At 61.6% G+C, this 15,274-nt stretch carries 11 protein-coding genes and 1 tRNA gene; 6 read left to right on the top strand and 6 right to left on the bottom strand.

Going from position 1 to position 15,274, the window contains the following annotated elements:
- Positions 1–2: 2 nt before the first annotated feature.
- On the bottom strand, positions 3–1,697 hold the full coding sequence (locus GFS31_RS12965) for a ShlB/FhaC/HecB family hemolysin secretion/activation protein (protein ID WP_198805215.1): 1,695 nt from the start codon (positions 1,695–1,697) through the stop codon (positions 3–5).
- A 288-nt stretch (positions 1,698–1,985) separates the two neighbouring features.
- Here GFS31_RS12965 and GFS31_RS12960 point away from each other — a divergent pair, with 288 nt between their 5' ends.
- Together GFS31_RS12960 and GFS31_RS12955 are read left to right on the top strand one after the other, a co-directional pair.
- Positions 1,986–2,753, top strand: coding sequence for a YebC/PmpR family DNA-binding transcriptional regulator (locus GFS31_RS12960; protein WP_198805214.1), 768 nt, complete (start codon positions 1,986–1,988; stop codon positions 2,751–2,753).
- A gap of 130 nt (positions 2,754–2,883) precedes the next feature.
- Positions 2,884–3,786, top strand: a complete 903-nt coding sequence (locus GFS31_RS12955) for a hypothetical protein (protein ID WP_198805213.1) — start codon at positions 2,884–2,886, stop codon at positions 3,784–3,786.
- Between the two features lie 105 nt (positions 3,787–3,891).
- Here the strand turns inward: GFS31_RS12955 and GFS31_RS12950 are convergent, their stop codons facing one another.
- Positions 3,892–5,811: an FAD-dependent oxidoreductase gene (locus GFS31_RS12950; RefSeq protein WP_225907412.1), complete on the bottom strand. Its 1,920-nt coding sequence runs from the start codon at positions 5,809–5,811 to the stop codon at positions 3,892–3,894.
- A 424-nt stretch (positions 5,812–6,235) separates the two neighbouring features.
- On the opposite strand from GFS31_RS12950, the gene GFS31_RS12945 reads away from it, so the two are divergent.
- A complete protein-coding gene (locus GFS31_RS12945) occupies positions 6,236–7,708 on the top strand; it encodes a methyl-accepting chemotaxis protein (RefSeq protein ID WP_198805212.1) in 1,473 nt (490 codons plus the stop codon).
- Positions 7,709–7,808: 100 nt separating this feature from the next.
- Here the strand turns inward: GFS31_RS12945 and GFS31_RS12940 are convergent, their stop codons facing one another.
- Both GFS31_RS12940 and moaA read right to left on the bottom strand, forming a co-directional pair.
- Positions 7,809–8,495 (bottom strand): TVP38/TMEM64 family protein, encoded by a 687-nt coding sequence (locus tag GFS31_RS12940; protein ID WP_198805211.1) that lies wholly within the window; start codon positions 8,493–8,495, stop codon positions 7,809–7,811.
- Between the two features lie 51 nt (positions 8,496–8,546).
- Positions 8,547–9,533, bottom strand: a complete 987-nt coding sequence (gene moaA, locus GFS31_RS12935) for a GTP 3',8-cyclase MoaA (RefSeq protein ID WP_198805210.1) — start codon at positions 9,531–9,533, stop codon at positions 8,547–8,549.
- Between the two features lie 258 nt (positions 9,534–9,791).
- Between moaA and GFS31_RS12930 the strand changes: the two genes are divergently transcribed.
- The 3 genes from GFS31_RS12930 to GFS31_RS12920 all read left to right on the top strand — a co-directional run bounded on the left by GFS31_RS12930 (position 9,792) and on the right by GFS31_RS12920 (position 12,139).
- Complete coding sequence (locus tag GFS31_RS12930; protein WP_198805209.1) at positions 9,792–11,216, top strand: FAD-dependent oxidoreductase; 1,425 nt, start codon at positions 9,792–9,794, stop codon at positions 11,214–11,216.
- Between the two features lie 35 nt (positions 11,217–11,251).
- Positions 11,252–11,953, top strand: a complete 702-nt coding sequence (locus GFS31_RS12925; protein WP_317135031.1) for a cofactor assembly of complex C subunit B — start codon at positions 11,252–11,254, stop codon at positions 11,951–11,953.
- 112 nt (positions 11,954–12,065) lie between these two features.
- Positions 12,066–12,139 (top strand) — tRNA-Pro (locus GFS31_RS12920).
- A gap of 178 nt (positions 12,140–12,317) precedes the next feature.
- Here GFS31_RS12920 and GFS31_RS12915 read toward each other — a convergent pair.
- Positions 12,318–13,694 (bottom strand): flavin monoamine oxidase family protein, encoded by a 1,377-nt coding sequence (locus GFS31_RS12915; protein ID WP_198805208.1) that lies wholly within the window; start codon positions 13,692–13,694, stop codon positions 12,318–12,320.
- A 152-nt stretch (positions 13,695–13,846) separates the two neighbouring features.
- Positions 13,847–15,271, bottom strand: coding sequence for a DUF2252 domain-containing protein (locus tag GFS31_RS12910; protein WP_198805207.1), 1,425 nt, complete (start codon positions 15,269–15,271; stop codon positions 13,847–13,849).
- Positions 15,272–15,274 lie beyond the last annotated feature (3 nt).

Here is a 15,274-nt window from a genome sequence, read left to right as displayed (position 1 = left end):
AGCTAAAACCGATAGCGCAGGTCAAAATAAATCCGCAGACCGGAGGGGTTGTCCCCCGGCAGTTCATCCAGCGTTACCAAGGGCACCCCAAAATCCACGCGGGCGGATAGATTCTCAACCAGCTCAGCCTCCACCGCCATCCCGGTACCCACCATCCAGTTTTGTTGGGTGGCGGCAAAGGCGGGGTTCGTTGCCCACACATAGCCCACATCAAAGAAGGGAATCAGCCGGGTGATGGGGCGTCCGTTGTTGTCCCGTTGTAGGGTGATGTAGTCTTCGACAGACAGCCGCACCCCATTGTCGCCAAACCGCTGGTTTTGGTAGTAGCCCCGCACCGACTGCGCCCCGCCCATCACAAACTGCTCCGACCCCAGCAGGCTATCGGGGGTGAGCTGCACACTCCCCTGGATCAGCAGCCGATGGTTGGGATTGAGCACTTGCCAGCGCTGCACCTGCCCCTGCCAGCTCCAAAACTTGGCATCTGGCCCCGTGGGCGCAACCGAGGCATTGAATAACCCCGTCCCCAGCCGAAACTGCGACTGAAGCCCCCAGGCTCCGCTGGCATCGCGGCGCACATAGTCTTGGCCAAAGCTAAATACGCTGGTGACGGTGGGCGGTGTGATGAACCCCAGCAGCAGGGTCGATCCTTGGCGATAGCGGAACCCCGCCGACAGGGCAAACTCCTCGTCAATGGTACGAATTAAGGGCTGGCGCACCACCACCTCATAGCTATCGGCGGAACCGCTGAGGCCGAGGCTGAACTCCGGGAGGCTTTCATCGGTGATGCGGTAGTTGTTGGGGGCAAGGCGCAGCAGCAGGGTGCCATTTTGGGGTGTAATCGGAATTTGGTAGCTGAGGTCGTAGGCGTGGGAACCGCCCGTGGTGCTGCGGTAGGCCGAGGCTTGCAGCCGATCCCCCAGCCCCGCCAGGTTTTGGTAGCGCAAAATCGCCCCCGTGCGAAACTGCCCCACACTCCGGGGCGACAGGGTATCCAGCCCGATGCTGCCGCTAAAGGCTGGAGCCTCACTCACTCGCACCGTCAGGATGCTGCCCCCCTCCGTTTCTCCCTGGCGCAGTCCGGCCTCCACATTGTCGAATAGGGCATCGACTTGCAGCAGTCGCAACTGCTCCTCCAACCGAGTTTGGCTCACTGGAGCTGTCCCCGCTAGGGCCACCCGCCGCCGCACATAGTCCGCCAGCCGATCACTCCCCTCCACCCGAATCGCTTCTAAAAAGCCCTCAATCACCCGCAGCCGCACGATGCCATCCGCTACCTCCTGGGGCGGCACCACCGCCTCCGAGGTCAGATAGCCCCCGTTGAGATAGAGCTGCGTCACCGCATCCGCTGCCTGTTGCAGTTCCGCCAGGGTCAGCAACCGCCCCTCAAAGGGAGCCACCGCCGCCGCCAGATCCGCCTCGCTAAAGACCGTGCTGCCCTCCACCACAATGCGCTGCACCAGCACCTGGGTCTCAGCGGGCGGAGTCACAGGCCCAGCGGGTTGAGCCCCCGGTGTTTCAATCTCTAAGATCGGTTCCGGCGGCAGTTCATCCTCTGGCGGCAATAGCGGATCAAGCGACGGAATCAACGGCGTCGTCTGGGCCAAGGTTTCCGCTGCCCCTGGAGAACTCCCCCCCAGCACTAGCAGCCATACCAGGGCACTCAGGCCACACGTCCGCATCACAGGCTGGTTCACCATAGCATTCACAAGGCCCATGCCAAGGGTTGAGAACAAGGGGCAAAAATAATGCCCAATACAGAACGACAGAACAGAACGTCTGAGGCGCAATGATGCGTTAGTCCGAAGTATCAACGGGTTGCTCCGGAATTTTCTAGGAAGTTAACAAAACCCTACATAATTCCCGCACCAAGGCTGGGCTGGGCACCTGGCCTACGGGGTCTTCCTCCCAGTTCCCCCAGCCTGATTCCCAGCATCGAGGTGCCCAGGCGGGATAGAATCGAACATGCAGTGATCCCCGCATGAGGTATGGCAGGTCATAGTAAGTGGGCCAACATTAAGCGACAGAAGGCTCGGGTGGATGCGGTGAAGGGCAAGGTGTTTGCCAAGATGTCGCGGGAAATTATTGTGGCGGCGCGGCTGGGGGGGGCCGATCCGGCGGGCAATTTTCAGTTGCGAACGGCGATTGACAAGGCCAAGGCAGCGGGGGTGCCCAACGACAACATTGACCGCGCCATTGCCAAGGGGGCGGGCCAACTGGGGGCCGACAACAGCTATGAGGCGATCCGCTACGAGGGCTATGGCCCTGGCGGGGTGGCGGTGCTGATCGAAGCCCTGACCGACAACCGCAACCGCACCGCCGCTGATCTGCGCGCCGCCTTCAGCAAGCGCAACGGCAACCTAGGGGAAACGGGCTGTGTGGGCTGGATGTTTGACCAAAAAGGCGTTGTCACCATTGCCGATCCGGGGGACGAGGAAACCCTGCTGGAGGCAGCCATGGAGGGCGGGGCGGAAACCTACGAGATCATCGACCTCGACGAAGATACCCTGGGGGCAGAGATTTTCTGTCCGCCAACGGAATTAGAGCAACTGGATACCGCCCTGAAGGCCCACGGCTATGCCGTCCAGCAAACCGAACTGCGCTGGATTCCCAGCAACACGGTGATGGTGAGCGATCCGGATCAGGCCCGATTGCTGATGAAGCTGATGGATGCCCTAGAAGATTTAGACGATGTGCAGTCTGTCACCGCCAATTTTGATTTAGATGAAGCAGCCATGACAGACTTAGTGGCCTAGGATAGGGGGGCTGAGCGCAGATCGGCCTGACGGCTTCTAGCTGATCCTGAACTATTCCAGCTTTAGCGGCTGCGGTATCGGGATAGTCCTTGGTTAGGCGTTCGCAACCGCAATCGATATAATGCTCACCATGGCAGACCCCCTTGTCCCTGGCCCCTTCACCCTTTCTTTTCCCGGTGGGCACTGTGCCCAGGCGCTTTGGCTTGGGCCTCACCACACCATTCACCAAGCCCTCGATCCCCTGGGGCTAGAACGGCCTCGCCCAACCCTGGTGATTGTGGGCGGGGCGGGGCTGATGGAAACCGCCAGTATGCAGCGGCTTCAGGTGCTCTTTAACGAGGTGCTAGCTCCTCTAGCCCAGGATCTCAGGCTAACGGTGATTGACGGGGGCACCGATGCGGGGGTGATGCAGCTCATGGGGCAGGCCCGCCATCGCCTGGGGGGTACCTTTCCGCTGGTGGGGGTGTTGCCCCAGGGGCAAGCGCGATTCTCGGATTTCCACGCCATGGCCCTGCTGGAAAAGCAGCGGCTGACCTCGGCGACGTCCTCCCATTCTCCTGAGTCAGCGGGCGAAATCCCCCCAGATTTGCCCCTCGATTGGTGTCGTCCGGCCAGTCCTCTGCCTAATGGGCCAAGGTTGGGCTGTCCAGAGTGCGACCTGGAACCCCACCACACTCACTTTTTACTCACCCCCGGCCATGCCTGGGGCAGCGAGTCACCGTGGCTTTCTGACCTTGCCACAGCCATCGCCCAGCCCCAGCCTGCCCTCACCCTGCTGGTGAATGGTGGCAAAATTGCCACCACCGACTTTCACATCAACCTCGCTGCCGGACGGCCTATGCTGGTGCTGGCAGGTAGCGGTCGCTTGGCCGATGAGGTCGCTGCCGCCCTCACCGCCAAAGCTGACGATATTCCCCCGGCCCTCCGCGAGGCGATTCAGCGCTACCAGCCCAGCGGAGCCCTGGTAAGCCTCGATATCCGCCTTCCCGCTGAGGATCTGCGACAGCAGCTATCCGCCTACTTTATCGGCTGATTTAGGTATCGCCTGATTCAGGTATCGGCTGACTTAGGTTAACGGGCGCTGTGCTTGAGGGACGGGCAGGCCGTCTACCCCAGGGCCGAACAGCCAAATCCCTAATTACCAGGCGGTGCGGAGCCCCCGCTGGGCCATGTAGGCTTGCAGAGCGGGCATATAACCATTGGGCACAATTTCGGCTGGGCGGCTGGGGGTATTCGGTTGCAGCAGCCAAGCTGCCGTTACCCCCGCCGCCGATCCGGCCTGCCATTCCCCGTAGTGAATGCGGGTAGAGGCATTGGCGATGTGGGTAGCCGCTAGGGCTTTACCGCCAATGAGCAGGTTTTCCACCCCCTGGGGAATCAGGCTTTCCAGCGGCAACTGAATGGGCTGCACCTTGGGTTCCTGGGCCGGGGCGCTGACAGAATCCCCCGACGGCCCCCAGTTGCGGTAGCGGCAACCGTGGATATCAATGGCGTAGTGACTGACGCCGACGGCGGTGGGGGCAAAGCTGCGCTGCTCCGGGAAGCCAATCCGCATATCGTTTTCGCGGATCATGAATTCTTCCTGGCCGTAGGCGGCACGACCTAGGATGCGGCGACCTTCGCGGAAGTAGGGCACCATGCTGAGGCCCGATTGGGTGCCCATCACGCTGTCAGGGCCATAGAGGTAGGTGAGGGGCACGTCGGGGCCAGCGTGGTTTTCGATGATCCAGCGGGCAAAGACTAGGGCGTGTTCTTCGCCAAACTTGAGCGCGGATTGGGACAGGCCCCCCATCCAGTTTTGGTACTGCCCAGAGGCTTCCAGCTCGTGATCCTTGAGGATCAGCGGCGGATCCATCCAGTTCCAGTCGTTGCCCCGGTTCCAGTTGATCATGGCAATGTCGCCGGGGGCGGGGGTGCCCGTGTGGGCATTGTTGCGGGTTTGGCTCACAATGCGGCGATAGTTGAAGAAGCTCTTGCCGCTGAAGAAGGGGAAGCCCTCCAGGTCGTAGACCGACTTGTGCTCGTGGAGGCCGTAGGTGGGCTCGATGCGGGAGAGGGTAGCGAGGCTGCTGCCGCCATCATTGTGCACCGCAAGGCCGAAGGGATAGGTGAAGGCTTGGGTGCAGTCGGGGTTGTCGAAGGCGGCGGCGTTGGGTTCCCCGGTGGTGGCTTTAGATTCTGACCCCAGGCGGTAGGGCACTCTGGCCCAGGCCACCAGTTCACCAGTATCGGTAGCGTCGATCACCATCAGGGGCCGTCCGGCGGGGGCTTGTAGGCGGATGGGCACTCGGTCGTAGGTATCGGTGGGCGACCAGCTATACCATTCCGCGATTTCCTCCGAGAGCCGCCCCTTGGGCACATAGTTGGGATCTCTGGGAATGCGCTGCACCGCATAGACCGCCGTAATTTCCTGCCCGGTGGCGTTAAACTCAGCCCCCTTGAAGGCGGCCATGGTTGTCCAGCGGCCATTGCCAGCGGCATTTTTTTCTTGCAGGAACTGCTCGGAGGCCAGGGCTCCCGCTTCGGGCATGAAGCACAGCCCCCCCACCCAGCAGCTATTCAGATCCGCCACGGTGCGCCGGGTGCCGCCAGGACTCCAGGCGGGCAGCGTTACCACCTGGTTTTTGATCATCTGCCGAAATCGGATCCAACTGGGGGCAAAGTTGTCCCGCAGCCGCATTTGCAGGGATTCATCAATGGCCGAAACGCCCTGGGAGCTGATTTGTCCGCCCAGCCACGGAGCCACCTCAATCAGGCAGGTTTGGGCACCGCTGGCCATGGCGTGCCCAGCGGCGGCGATCCCCCCCAGGGAACCGCCCACCACCACCACCTCACATTCCCAAACTTCTTGGGCATTGGGCCTGGGGCTCAGTTGCGGGCGTCCGTTCAAAAAGGCGGGCTCTGGCAGGCGCGACACCCGCAGTTGGGGAGATAGGTCTGGGGTGGAGGCGGGGGCAAGGCGCGAGGCCATCAATCCGGTCAGGGCTCCCACCCCAAACATCCCCAGGGCTAGACCTGATATGCGCTTCCACTTAATCCGCCGCCGTCTTTTGGTCACGGGCTTCTCCTGGCTAGGGTGATGGGGAAAGGTCTGGGACGTTTTCCGAGGCAGATCAAGAACGCCCGGAATTCAGACTGCCCTGGTTTTAGCACACCGTAGCCGCCTTAACGATTCGGCTCTGGACACAGCCAAGACCAGCACACCCACGACTTACTTAATGAACATTCAACTTTTGATACATTTTAGTCTATCAACGTCCGATCTCCACGCGCCATCTTCCGCCAGCACTGCCTGCGCCAAACGGCGGAGGAGATGGCCGGGGGCGCGGAGTCGCTACTCCTGAAAACTAACGAAATATCAACCTTTGCCATCCCTTTGTCGCACTTCTCAGGGGAAATCCAGGGGTTTGTTAGGATGTGTAAAAAGTATCAAAAAATACGTTTTACCGCTTTGAAGCCCTGAGGGCTGAAGGAGATCCGTCATGCTAGCAGGGCAAGGTTTGGACTTTCGCCGGATCAGTACCCGGTTGTATGTGGGGTTTGCGGTTCCCGCCTTGGCCCTGGGCGTGATTGGGGGCTATGCCCTCTATTCCTTTGGCCAAATTAACCAAAAGGTGGGCACCATTTACGATGATCGGGTGGTGCCCCTAGAGCAGCTTAAGCAGATCTCCGATCACTATGCGGTGCATGTGATTGACGCCGTGAATAAAGCCCACCAGGGGTTAATCACGCCCCAGGCTACCCGCACTGAGATTCAGACGGCTCAGCAGGATATTGATCGGCTTTGGCGGGCGTACCGCGCCACCGACCTCACCCCAGAGGAGGCCCAACTGGCCCAGGAGGTGGAGGCGCTTTTTCGGCAGGCCACCCCGGAACTGAATCGCTTAGTCGAAGTCCTCGCGACGGCGACAGCCGCAGATCTGGATGCCTTTAACGGGCCACTCTACGCCACCATTGACCCCATCACCACCAAGATTAACGACCTCGCCCATCTCCAACTGACGGTGGCCGAGGCCGAACGACAGGCAGCGGCAGCCCTGTATCAGCAAACCCGTGCGGTGTTTATCACTATGCTGGCGTTGGCGCTGATTTTGGCCTCCCCAGCGGGCTATGTGTTTAGCAAAATGATCACCAAAACCCTGAAGGAAACCACCGATGCCGTGGCCCAAGCGCTGCTGGGAATTGCCGCCGCCGCCGAAGAACACGAACGGATTGCCACCCAACAGGCCAGCGCCGTGCAGGAAACCACCGCCACGATGGATCAACTGAATGCCTTTGCCAGTAATTCAGCCCATCAAGCCGAGGCCGTCTCCTACCGTTCCCAGGAGTCGCTCCAGCTTTCGGAGCAGGGGGCGCAGTCCGTGCAGCACACCCTGGTATCGATGGCGAGTTTGCAGCACAACGTAGATGGCTTGGCCCAGCACATTCAGCACCTTAGTGAGCAGGTGCAGCAGATTGGGGCGATTTCTGCCCTGGTGCGAGATTTGGCCAACCAGACCAATATGCTGTCGCTGAATGCGGCGGTGGAGGCGGTGCGGGCGGGAGATCACGGCAAGGGCTTTGCGGTGGTGGCGGGGGAAATTCGCAAACTGGCCGACCAGAGCAAGCAATCCAGCGAGAATATTTCCCAACTGGTGAGCGAGATTCAATCCGCCATGCAGACAGCGGTGACCTCCGCCAATACGGGCTCCCACAACGCCGCCGACAGCGTCACCCTGGTGAAGGCCAATGCCGACACCTTTGGCCAGGTGGCCCACGCCAACGAACAAATGGTGCTGAGCGGCCAGCAAATTACCGTGAGCGCCGAGCAGCAGGCCAAGGCCATTCGGGAGGTGCTCCAGGCCATGTATGCCCTCAATACTGCCGCCGCCGAAACCACCAACAGCGTGGCCCAAACCCGTCAGGGCACCCACCAACTTCAGCAAACCATGGAACGCCTGAAGGCCATGATTTAGCGCCTGCCAACCCGTAGGGTGCGCTGACGCAATTCGTCCCCCGCATCGGGATGTTGCCGCTGGCGGACATTCTGGAGTAGGCGCAACGGCTAGGGCTCGGCTAGGAAGAAGACGCTCCGGCCTTGATTAAGGCTTGGCGGGCGATGCGGGTGATGTACACCGTGACCGCCAGGGTGGCCCCCAGCCCCACTAACCGCGCCGCCCACTGAAGACCGGGATTCACCGGGGCCGGGGCGGTGCCAATCTGGGCCAAATCCCCCACCAGGGAACCGATGTAGACATAGAGCAGGGTACCGGGCACCATCCCCACCGACCCTAGGGCATAGTCCCGCAGGGAAACCCCCGTCAGGCCAAAGGCATAGTTCAGCAGGTTGAAGGGAAACGCAGGCGAGAGGCGCGTCAGCAGCACAATTTTGAACCCCGATGCCGCCACCGCTTGATCAATCGCGGCGAAGTTGTCCCGGCCCTCCAGACGACGGCTGACCCAGCCTCGCGCCAGGTAGCGGCCCACTAAAAAGGCGAGGATGGCCCCTAGGGTGGCCCCCACCAACACCGCCAGAGTACCTTTGACCAACCCAAACACCGCCCCCGCCCCCAGGGTGAGGGCCGAACCGGGCACAAAGGCCACCGTGGCCAGGGCATAGAGCCCCACAAAGGCCAGCACCCCCGTCCAGCCCAGCCCGTCAATCCATTGCAGGGCTTCCACCAGATAGTTCTGAAGCCAAGCCCCATCGGCAATGGCTAGCGGGGCCGGAAAACTCACGGAAAGCGTACCAAGTACAGACATCGCGGCATTTAGTGTCGGGGGCATTTCACCTCTGGAACCAGATGGCCTCCATCATCCCCCAATCTGGGACATGGTGCGGCTGTAGGCCCCGGTGACGCCGGATTCTCGCATTTTGTAGTTGATGTCGGGTTTTGCCCCTAGCAATTCTGCCACCTGAGCCCGCAGGTCGGCGAGGGGTTTGCCCTGGCGCAGGGGCGTTTTCAGGTCAATCTGCCCGGTTTCGTTCAGCAGGCAGGGGCGCAACCAGCCATCCGCAGACAGGCGCATTCGGTTGCAGCGGTCGCAAAAGCATTCCGACATTTGGCTAATGAAGCCCACGGTGCCCAGCGCCCCGGGAATTTGGAACACATCCGCTGGCCCATTCCCCTGCACCTGGCCCTCCGTCAGCCCCCACCGTTGCCGAATGCGCTGGCGCAGGGTTTCAGAATCTACCCAGCCCCGGTCTTTGAACAGGTCATCATTACCGATGGGCATAAACTCAATGAACCGGACGTGCCACCGCCGATCCAGCGTCAGCGCCGCCAAATCCAGCACCTCATGGTCGTTTACGCCAGGAATTACCACCACATTCAGCTTCAGGGGCGAAAAACCCACCTGGTGCGCCGCCTGAATCCCCGCCCATACCTCCGGCCAACGAGACCGCCCCCGGCCCCCCACAATCTGCTGAAACACCGCTGGGTCGAGGGAATCGAGGCTGATGTTGATGCGTCGCAGCCCCGCATCCCACAAATCCTGAGCTAGGTTGGCCAGCAAAAACGCATTGGTGGTCATGGCCAAATCCTGGGTACCCGGAAGCCCCGCAATATCGCGCACAATGTCCACCACGTCGGGCCGCAGCAGCGGTTCTCCCCCGGTTAACCGAAACCGCGAAAACCCCAGGGGCATAAAGATTTCCGTCAACAATCGCCGCAACTCCTCACGGGTGAGCCAATCCTGCTGACGCACATACTGAAGATCCATGCCCTCCGGCATACAGTAGGTGCATTGGAAATTGCAGCGGTCGATGAGGCTGATGCGGAGGTAGTCGATGGTGGGCATGGGGGGAGGGGGAGTCGGGAATCAGGAGTCGGGAGTCGGCTCGGCTCCCCTCTCCCAACTTGGGAGAGGGGCTGGGGGTGAGGGTCAAGAATCTGGGGGTGAGGGTCAAGAATCTGGCGGTGAGGGCCAAAGCATGAGGCTGAACGATTTTAGTTTAGCAACAAGCAAGTTTCGTAAGTCGGTGCGGGGTGAACCAAATGCTGGAAACTCGGAAGAATCGCCCTAGAATCAGCCTAGGACGCTGGCGATGGGGATGCGATGGCCGTTGACTATGACTTGGTAATTGTGGGGGGCACGGTGCAGGGGCGGCGCGGCGCGGCATTGGCGGCACGGGAGGGGGCGCGGGTGGCGTTGGTGGAACCTCCGGGGGCGGTGGATCGCATCCTGAATAACCAGGTGGCGCTGGAGTTGTTGACCCAGGCCGTGGGCGGTTTGGGCGGGTTTGGGTCGCTCAAGCTAGGGAAATCTGCGGTGGATGGCGCGGACTGGGCAGTGGTGCGGCAGCGGTTGCCTTGGGCGGTGGAATTGGCGGCGGAGTCCCTCTCTTCGGCGACGTTGGCGGCGATGGGGGTGGATGTGGTGGAGGGGCTGGGTCAATTTAGCCCCAAGCCTCGGCTGGCCTTTACCACGGCGGATCGACGGCTGCGGGCGCGGGGGTATGGGTTGTGTCCGCCCACGCAGGCGACGGTGCCTGCCATTCCGGGCTTAGCCTCCACGCCCTACCACACCCTAGATGACTTGGCGGATTGGGACGATTTGCCCGAAAGCGCCGTTATTCTGGGCCGCAGCCCCCAGGCCATTGCCCTGGCCCAGTGCCTTGCCCTGCTGGGGCGTCCGGTGACGCTGCTGAGCCGGGGAGACCAGCTTTTGCCCACGGAGGATGGGGATATGTCGCTGTTTGGGGAGCAAATCCTGCGGGCGGCGGGGGTGGAGGTGCGGCTGGGGCAACGGCCTAGGGTGATCACCTACGACGGCCAATTTCGGGTGGAATTGGCGGATGGCGCGACCCTCCACCGTCAGCAGCTCATTTTGGGGACGGCCCACCAGGCGATGATAGAAGGCTTAAACCTAGAGGCCCTGGGCCTGCGGCCTGGTGCCCAGAGGATTCCGGTGGATGAGCGGCTGAGGACGGTGCATCCCCGGATGTTTGCCTGGGGGCCTGCTTTGGGGGGCTATTGGGCCACGGCCACGGGCTTTCAGGATGTGCCCATCGCCGTTCGCAATGCCCTATATTGGCCCTACCGCCAACGGCTAACCCTCCATCAGCCTAGCCTGCTGCCCACGGTGCCCGCCCTAGGCCGAGTGGGGATGACGGCCCACCAAGCCCAGCGCTGGTTTGGCTCCGACGCATCGGTGATTCAGGTTTACCTAGGCCAGACCCTCGCCACCCACCTGGCTGGGGACATCACCGGACTGTGTCGCTGGGTGGTGCATCGCGATGGCCGACTGTTGGGAGCCCAGACTTGGGGCACCTGCGCCCGCGACCTGATCCAAACCGTGGCGGGTATGATGCAAAATAATCTGCGGATTCAGCACTGGGAGAGGATTTCGGCCCTGCCCCACAGCCATACCGAAATCTTGGCTCAAATGGTGGACGCATGGCAACAGCAGCGCTGGCAACCGGGCACCCGCCGCCGCGACTGGGCCGAAAACTGGTGCAACTGGCGACGATCTCGCGCCTAATCCTCCCCCGCTCTGGCCTATCTTGGAGAAAAGCGTTGGATACCAATCTCCCCATGGCCAAGTCTGACCCCAACCGTGTGCTGCGTCTCCTGCCCTTGGTGGCTGGAGGCTTAGGAGGCACATTGCTGCTGCTGAATCGAGTGCTTACCCCAGGGTTGACGGAATCCCAGGCCCGCTCGGATGTGATGGGGGTGATTCTCAGCGCCCTGCTGATTCTGACGGGGCTGCTGTGGCAGCGGGTGCAGCCCGTGTCCCCGGAGGCGGTCATCCTGGAAGGGGAAGAGGGCTTCGACCTCGACCCAACCCTGCCCGACGCGGTGAAGACGGAACTAGCCTGGGCCTCCCATTTGTTGCTAACCAATACCGTGACGCGCTCGGTGGTGGTGTATGTCCAGGGGCGAGTGCTACTGCGCCGGGGCGTCTTGGGGCCAACGGCCACGGTGGAGCCTGGCCCAATTTTGCAGCGGGTGCTGGAGACGGGCAAGGCAGTTTACCTGGTGAATTTGAAAATCTACCCCGGTCGGGTCGAGTTCACCTACCTGCCGCCCAACACCCAGGGCGTCATCTGCCAGCCCCTCGGCCCGGAAGGCGTGCTGATCTTAGCCGCCAACGCCCCCCGGAGCTACACCAAACAAGACGAAGCCTGGGTCGAAGGCATTGCCGACAAACTGGCCTATTCCCTCTCTACCCGGGCGAATACAGAGCCCGTTCCCGAACGTCTTACCCCTGGAGATTAGGCTAGGGGAAGGGCTCACCCTCTCCATGGCGAACCCTATGGATCACGCGCTGTTTGCCAAAGGCGTTCTTCCTCCAAGACGAAGCTAGGTGTGATACGCTAAGTAGGCAAAACGGGATGTAGCGCAGCTTGGTAGCGCACTTCGTTCGGGACGAAGGGGCCGTGGGTTCGAATCCCGCCATCCCGATTCTTTGACAAACGCCCAGACCGCAGACGGCACCGACTATCCACGGGATAGGGCTGAAGATCCCTGGGGCAAAACCAGTCCGAAAAGTAGGCTTTGGGCTACCTTTCAGCAGGGGGGTTCGCTTGGCTGAAGCCCTAAACCCACGGCTAGAGAAAGCAACGTCCGGGGGCTCTCTTCGTCACGGATTCTCCGAGCGGAGGAGGGCCTGAATCGCGGCGGCGGCGGCTTCTCCGGTGCGGACTGCCCCATCAAAGAAACCGGGCCAGCGCTCGGCCATTTCGGTGCCTGCCCAGTGAATCCGACCCACTGGGGCGGTCAGGGCCTCCCCGTAGCTCGTCCACACGCCGGGGGGCATGAAGGCGGCATAGCCACCGCCAATCCAAGGATGGCTGGGCCAGTCGGCTTCGTCGTAGGAGACTGGGGCAAAGGCTTCGGATCCAAAGTAATGGGCTAGGTCGGCTAGAACTGCCGCCCGACGGCCCTCCTCCGGCATAGACCGCCAAGCTCCATAGCGATCTCCGACGATGAATGCGGCGATCACTCCCACTCCGGTTTCAGGGTCAGAGCTGTCGGCACAGAGTTCTATCCAGGGGCAGTTGCCGATGGCCAGCCCCGCCAGCCCTCGGTCTCGCCAAAAGGGGCGGTCGTAGGAGACCAGCACCTTGGCACAGCAGCCCATGGGCATTCGCTGGGTGAGTTGCGCCCGCCGGGGTGGCAGCGGTGGATCGTAGTGGATGCGGCCCGCCAGGTGAGGGGGCATAGCCACGATGGCATACCGTCCAACCAAGCGTCCGTGGGAGGTTTCTGCCTCCAGGCTGTCCTCCGATTGGCGCAGGTAGAGGACGGGTTCGCCAAGGCGCACATTCTGTCCCAATTCCGCCGCCAGTTTGGCTGGAATTTGCCCCGCCCCGCCGTGGATCAGCTCCGCTTCGGGATACTCGGCTTGGGACGCACAGACATGGCCCCAAAGCACATGGAGCAGCGACACCTGGCTGGGTTCGGCAGGGCCAAGGAAGCCCACCGTCCGAGCCATGTAGGCAAAGTACCAGTGCCCAAAGGCCGTCGTGGTGTGGGCGTCAATCCACTGGGCAAAGGTTTGGCGGTCGAGGGCTTGGGTGTGGTCGTTGCGGCGAGGGTGTCCGGGGGCCAAGGTTTTGGCCAGGGCTTCAAACTGCTCCCAGGCGGTCATGGCATCCTGCCATTCCTCCGGGCTGACTGGGGGCGGGTCTCCCTCTGGAAATCCCTCAAAGAAGCCGTCAAATTCGTAGCGTTTTCCGTCAAAGACCAGCACCTTTTTACCCGCCGGGGGAAAGGCAAAGCGACGGATGCCGTATTCGTCTAGCAATGCCAAAAAGCGATCCTGGGTGGGGCCAACCCACTGGCCACCAAAGTCAATCCATTGGCCGGAGGGTAGCGCCTTGCCCACCATGCGCCCCCCCAACTGATCCTGGGCTTCGAGCACCAAGGTGCTGTGCCCTGCGCGTTGGAGTTGGCGGGCGGCTACTAACCCCGACAACCCACCGCCTATCACTAGGCAATCGTAAACCGTTGGCATACTCGCTCCTTTTCTAGGGCATGGGAAACATTGAGGGCATGGAAACTAGCAACAGAGACGCTCTGCACCGCCTGCTCCCGACAGCCTAGAAGACCGCTGTTCAAACTCTGGCTCCAGGGATCGGGGGCAGCGGATCAACGGCTAAAGCATGGCTAAACCGCCTCGGCAACGGGGATGCGACCCTGGCGGGCGGCGGCCACGAGGGCGTCATAATCCTGCTCGGTTTGGTTTGCGTAGGCTTCGCCAAAGGAGACCAGGCCATCGGCCAGGGCGTCTCCGGTGCCCACATAGCCCGCCAGCATCGCCGCATCGCCAGACTTGGCATGGGCTAGGGCCAAGGCCCACCCGCAAAGCGCCCCATACTCTGGTAGTGCCGAGGGTTTGAACTTGCCCTGCTCCAGTTTTAGGCTACCCTTCATGTCCCGCAGTTGGCGAATGTAGTAGTGAATGCCGCTGTACTCTCCCCAGCCGAGGAAAATATCCGGGGCTCCCTGGATGAGGCGCTGGCCAATCACTACCCGTCGGCCTTGGTTGTCGTCGGGGAGGCGATAGCCGCAGCGGGCTTCGGAGTAGGGGGCGAGGACGGAGGGCTGGGCTTCCTTCACCTGCAAAAAGAGCGGGTCGTCGTTGTCTTTGCCCTCCAGGTACACCACCCAGCACCGAGTGCCCACACTGCCGACCCCAACCACTTTGCGGGCCACGTCAATAATGCGATAGCGAGAGAGCAAAAAGCGACGATCCCCACCCAGGGAGCTGAAGTAGCTCAGCACCATGGCCCGAAGTTGGGTTAGCACCTCCTCCTCTTGGCCGAGGGTAGCGGCCCGCACCACCAGCGGCGGCGATTCGACAATGTGCTTTTGGTTATCCACCAGATCGGTCATGTTGCCCAGCACCTGAAGGTGGTTGCGGCCCCGGGCCTTGGTCATCATCTGGTCTACGGGCTTTTGTAAGTTCCCTGGCAGGGTGTCCAAAATTCCCTCAGCGGTGATGGTGGCATACCACAGGTCGAGGTAGCCCAGGCTGGCATAGTCTTGCAGGTGGTTTTGGTAGGCGCTGACGATGGCCCGCACCGTGGCTTCGGCCACCGCCCGATCTCCACCCAAATACCGAGCGGCCACCACCCCGCTGGCGACCAAGCGCTTGAGATCCCACTCCCAGGGGGCCGGGTAGGTTTCGTCAAAGTCGTTGATGCCAAAGACCAGACTCCGCTCCGCCGAGGCATAGACTCCAAAGTTAGAGACATGCATATCCCCACAGGCTTGCACCGTAATTCCGGTGGTCGGCATCGCCGCAATATCTTGGATCATGATGGCCGCCCCTCCCCGTAAAAAGGCAAAGGGCGACGCCAGCATTCGCGCATAGCGCAGGGGCACGAGGCTGGCCACGCGGGTTTTGGCCTGGGCAACGAGAATATCCACCGGGTCAGGGCGATTATCGGCGGGGGTATAGGCTTGGTTGCGACGTTTGAACTGCTGCCGAAGCTGCTTGCCCTGCTCCAATCGCTCCTGCACCGACAGTCGTTTTTCTAGGCGATATTTAGATCCCTGTACCGGAGAAAGATCGTCAAGGATAGCCATGCC

This window comes from Leptolyngbya sp. BL0902, from assembly GCF_016403105.1.
In the GTDB taxonomy this organism is placed as follows: Bacteria; Cyanobacteriota; Cyanobacteriia; order Phormidesmidales; family Phormidesmidaceae; genus Nodosilinea.
The sequence above is the reverse complement of the archived record's forward strand: the minus strand, read 5'-3'. Positions and strand labels throughout refer to the sequence as shown.

Bases quoted from the DNA above. Each gene is read 5' to 3' on its own strand.
- GFS31_RS12915 (WP_198805208.1), bottom strand. From the start codon at position 13,694: ATGCCAACGGTTTACGATTGCCTAGTGATAGGCGGTGGGTTGTCGGGG.
- GFS31_RS12910 (WP_198805207.1), bottom strand. From the start codon at position 15,271: ATGGCTATCCTTGACGATCTTTCTCCGGTACAGGGATCTAAATATCGC.
- GFS31_RS12965 (WP_198805215.1), bottom strand. From the start codon at position 1,697: ATGGTGAACCAGCCTGTGATGCGGACGTGTGGCCTGAGTGCCCTGGTA.
- GFS31_RS12945 (WP_198805212.1), top strand. From the start codon at position 6,236: ATGCTAGCAGGGCAAGGTTTGGACTTTCGCCGGATCAGTACCCGGTTG.
- GFS31_RS12930 (WP_198805209.1), top strand. From the start codon at position 9,792: ATGGCCGTTGACTATGACTTGGTAATTGTGGGGGGCACGGTGCAGGGG.
- moaA (WP_198805210.1), bottom strand. From the start codon at position 9,533: ATGCCCACCATCGACTACCTCCGCATCAGCCTCATCGACCGCTGCAAT.
- GFS31_RS12955 (WP_198805213.1), top strand. From the start codon at position 2,884: ATGGCAGACCCCCTTGTCCCTGGCCCCTTCACCCTTTCTTTTCCCGGT.
- GFS31_RS12940 (WP_198805211.1), bottom strand. From the start codon at position 8,495: ATGTCTGTACTTGGTACGCTTTCCGTGAGTTTTCCGGCCCCGCTAGCC.
- GFS31_RS12960 (WP_198805214.1), top strand. From the start codon at position 1,986: ATGGCAGGTCATAGTAAGTGGGCCAACATTAAGCGACAGAAGGCTCGG.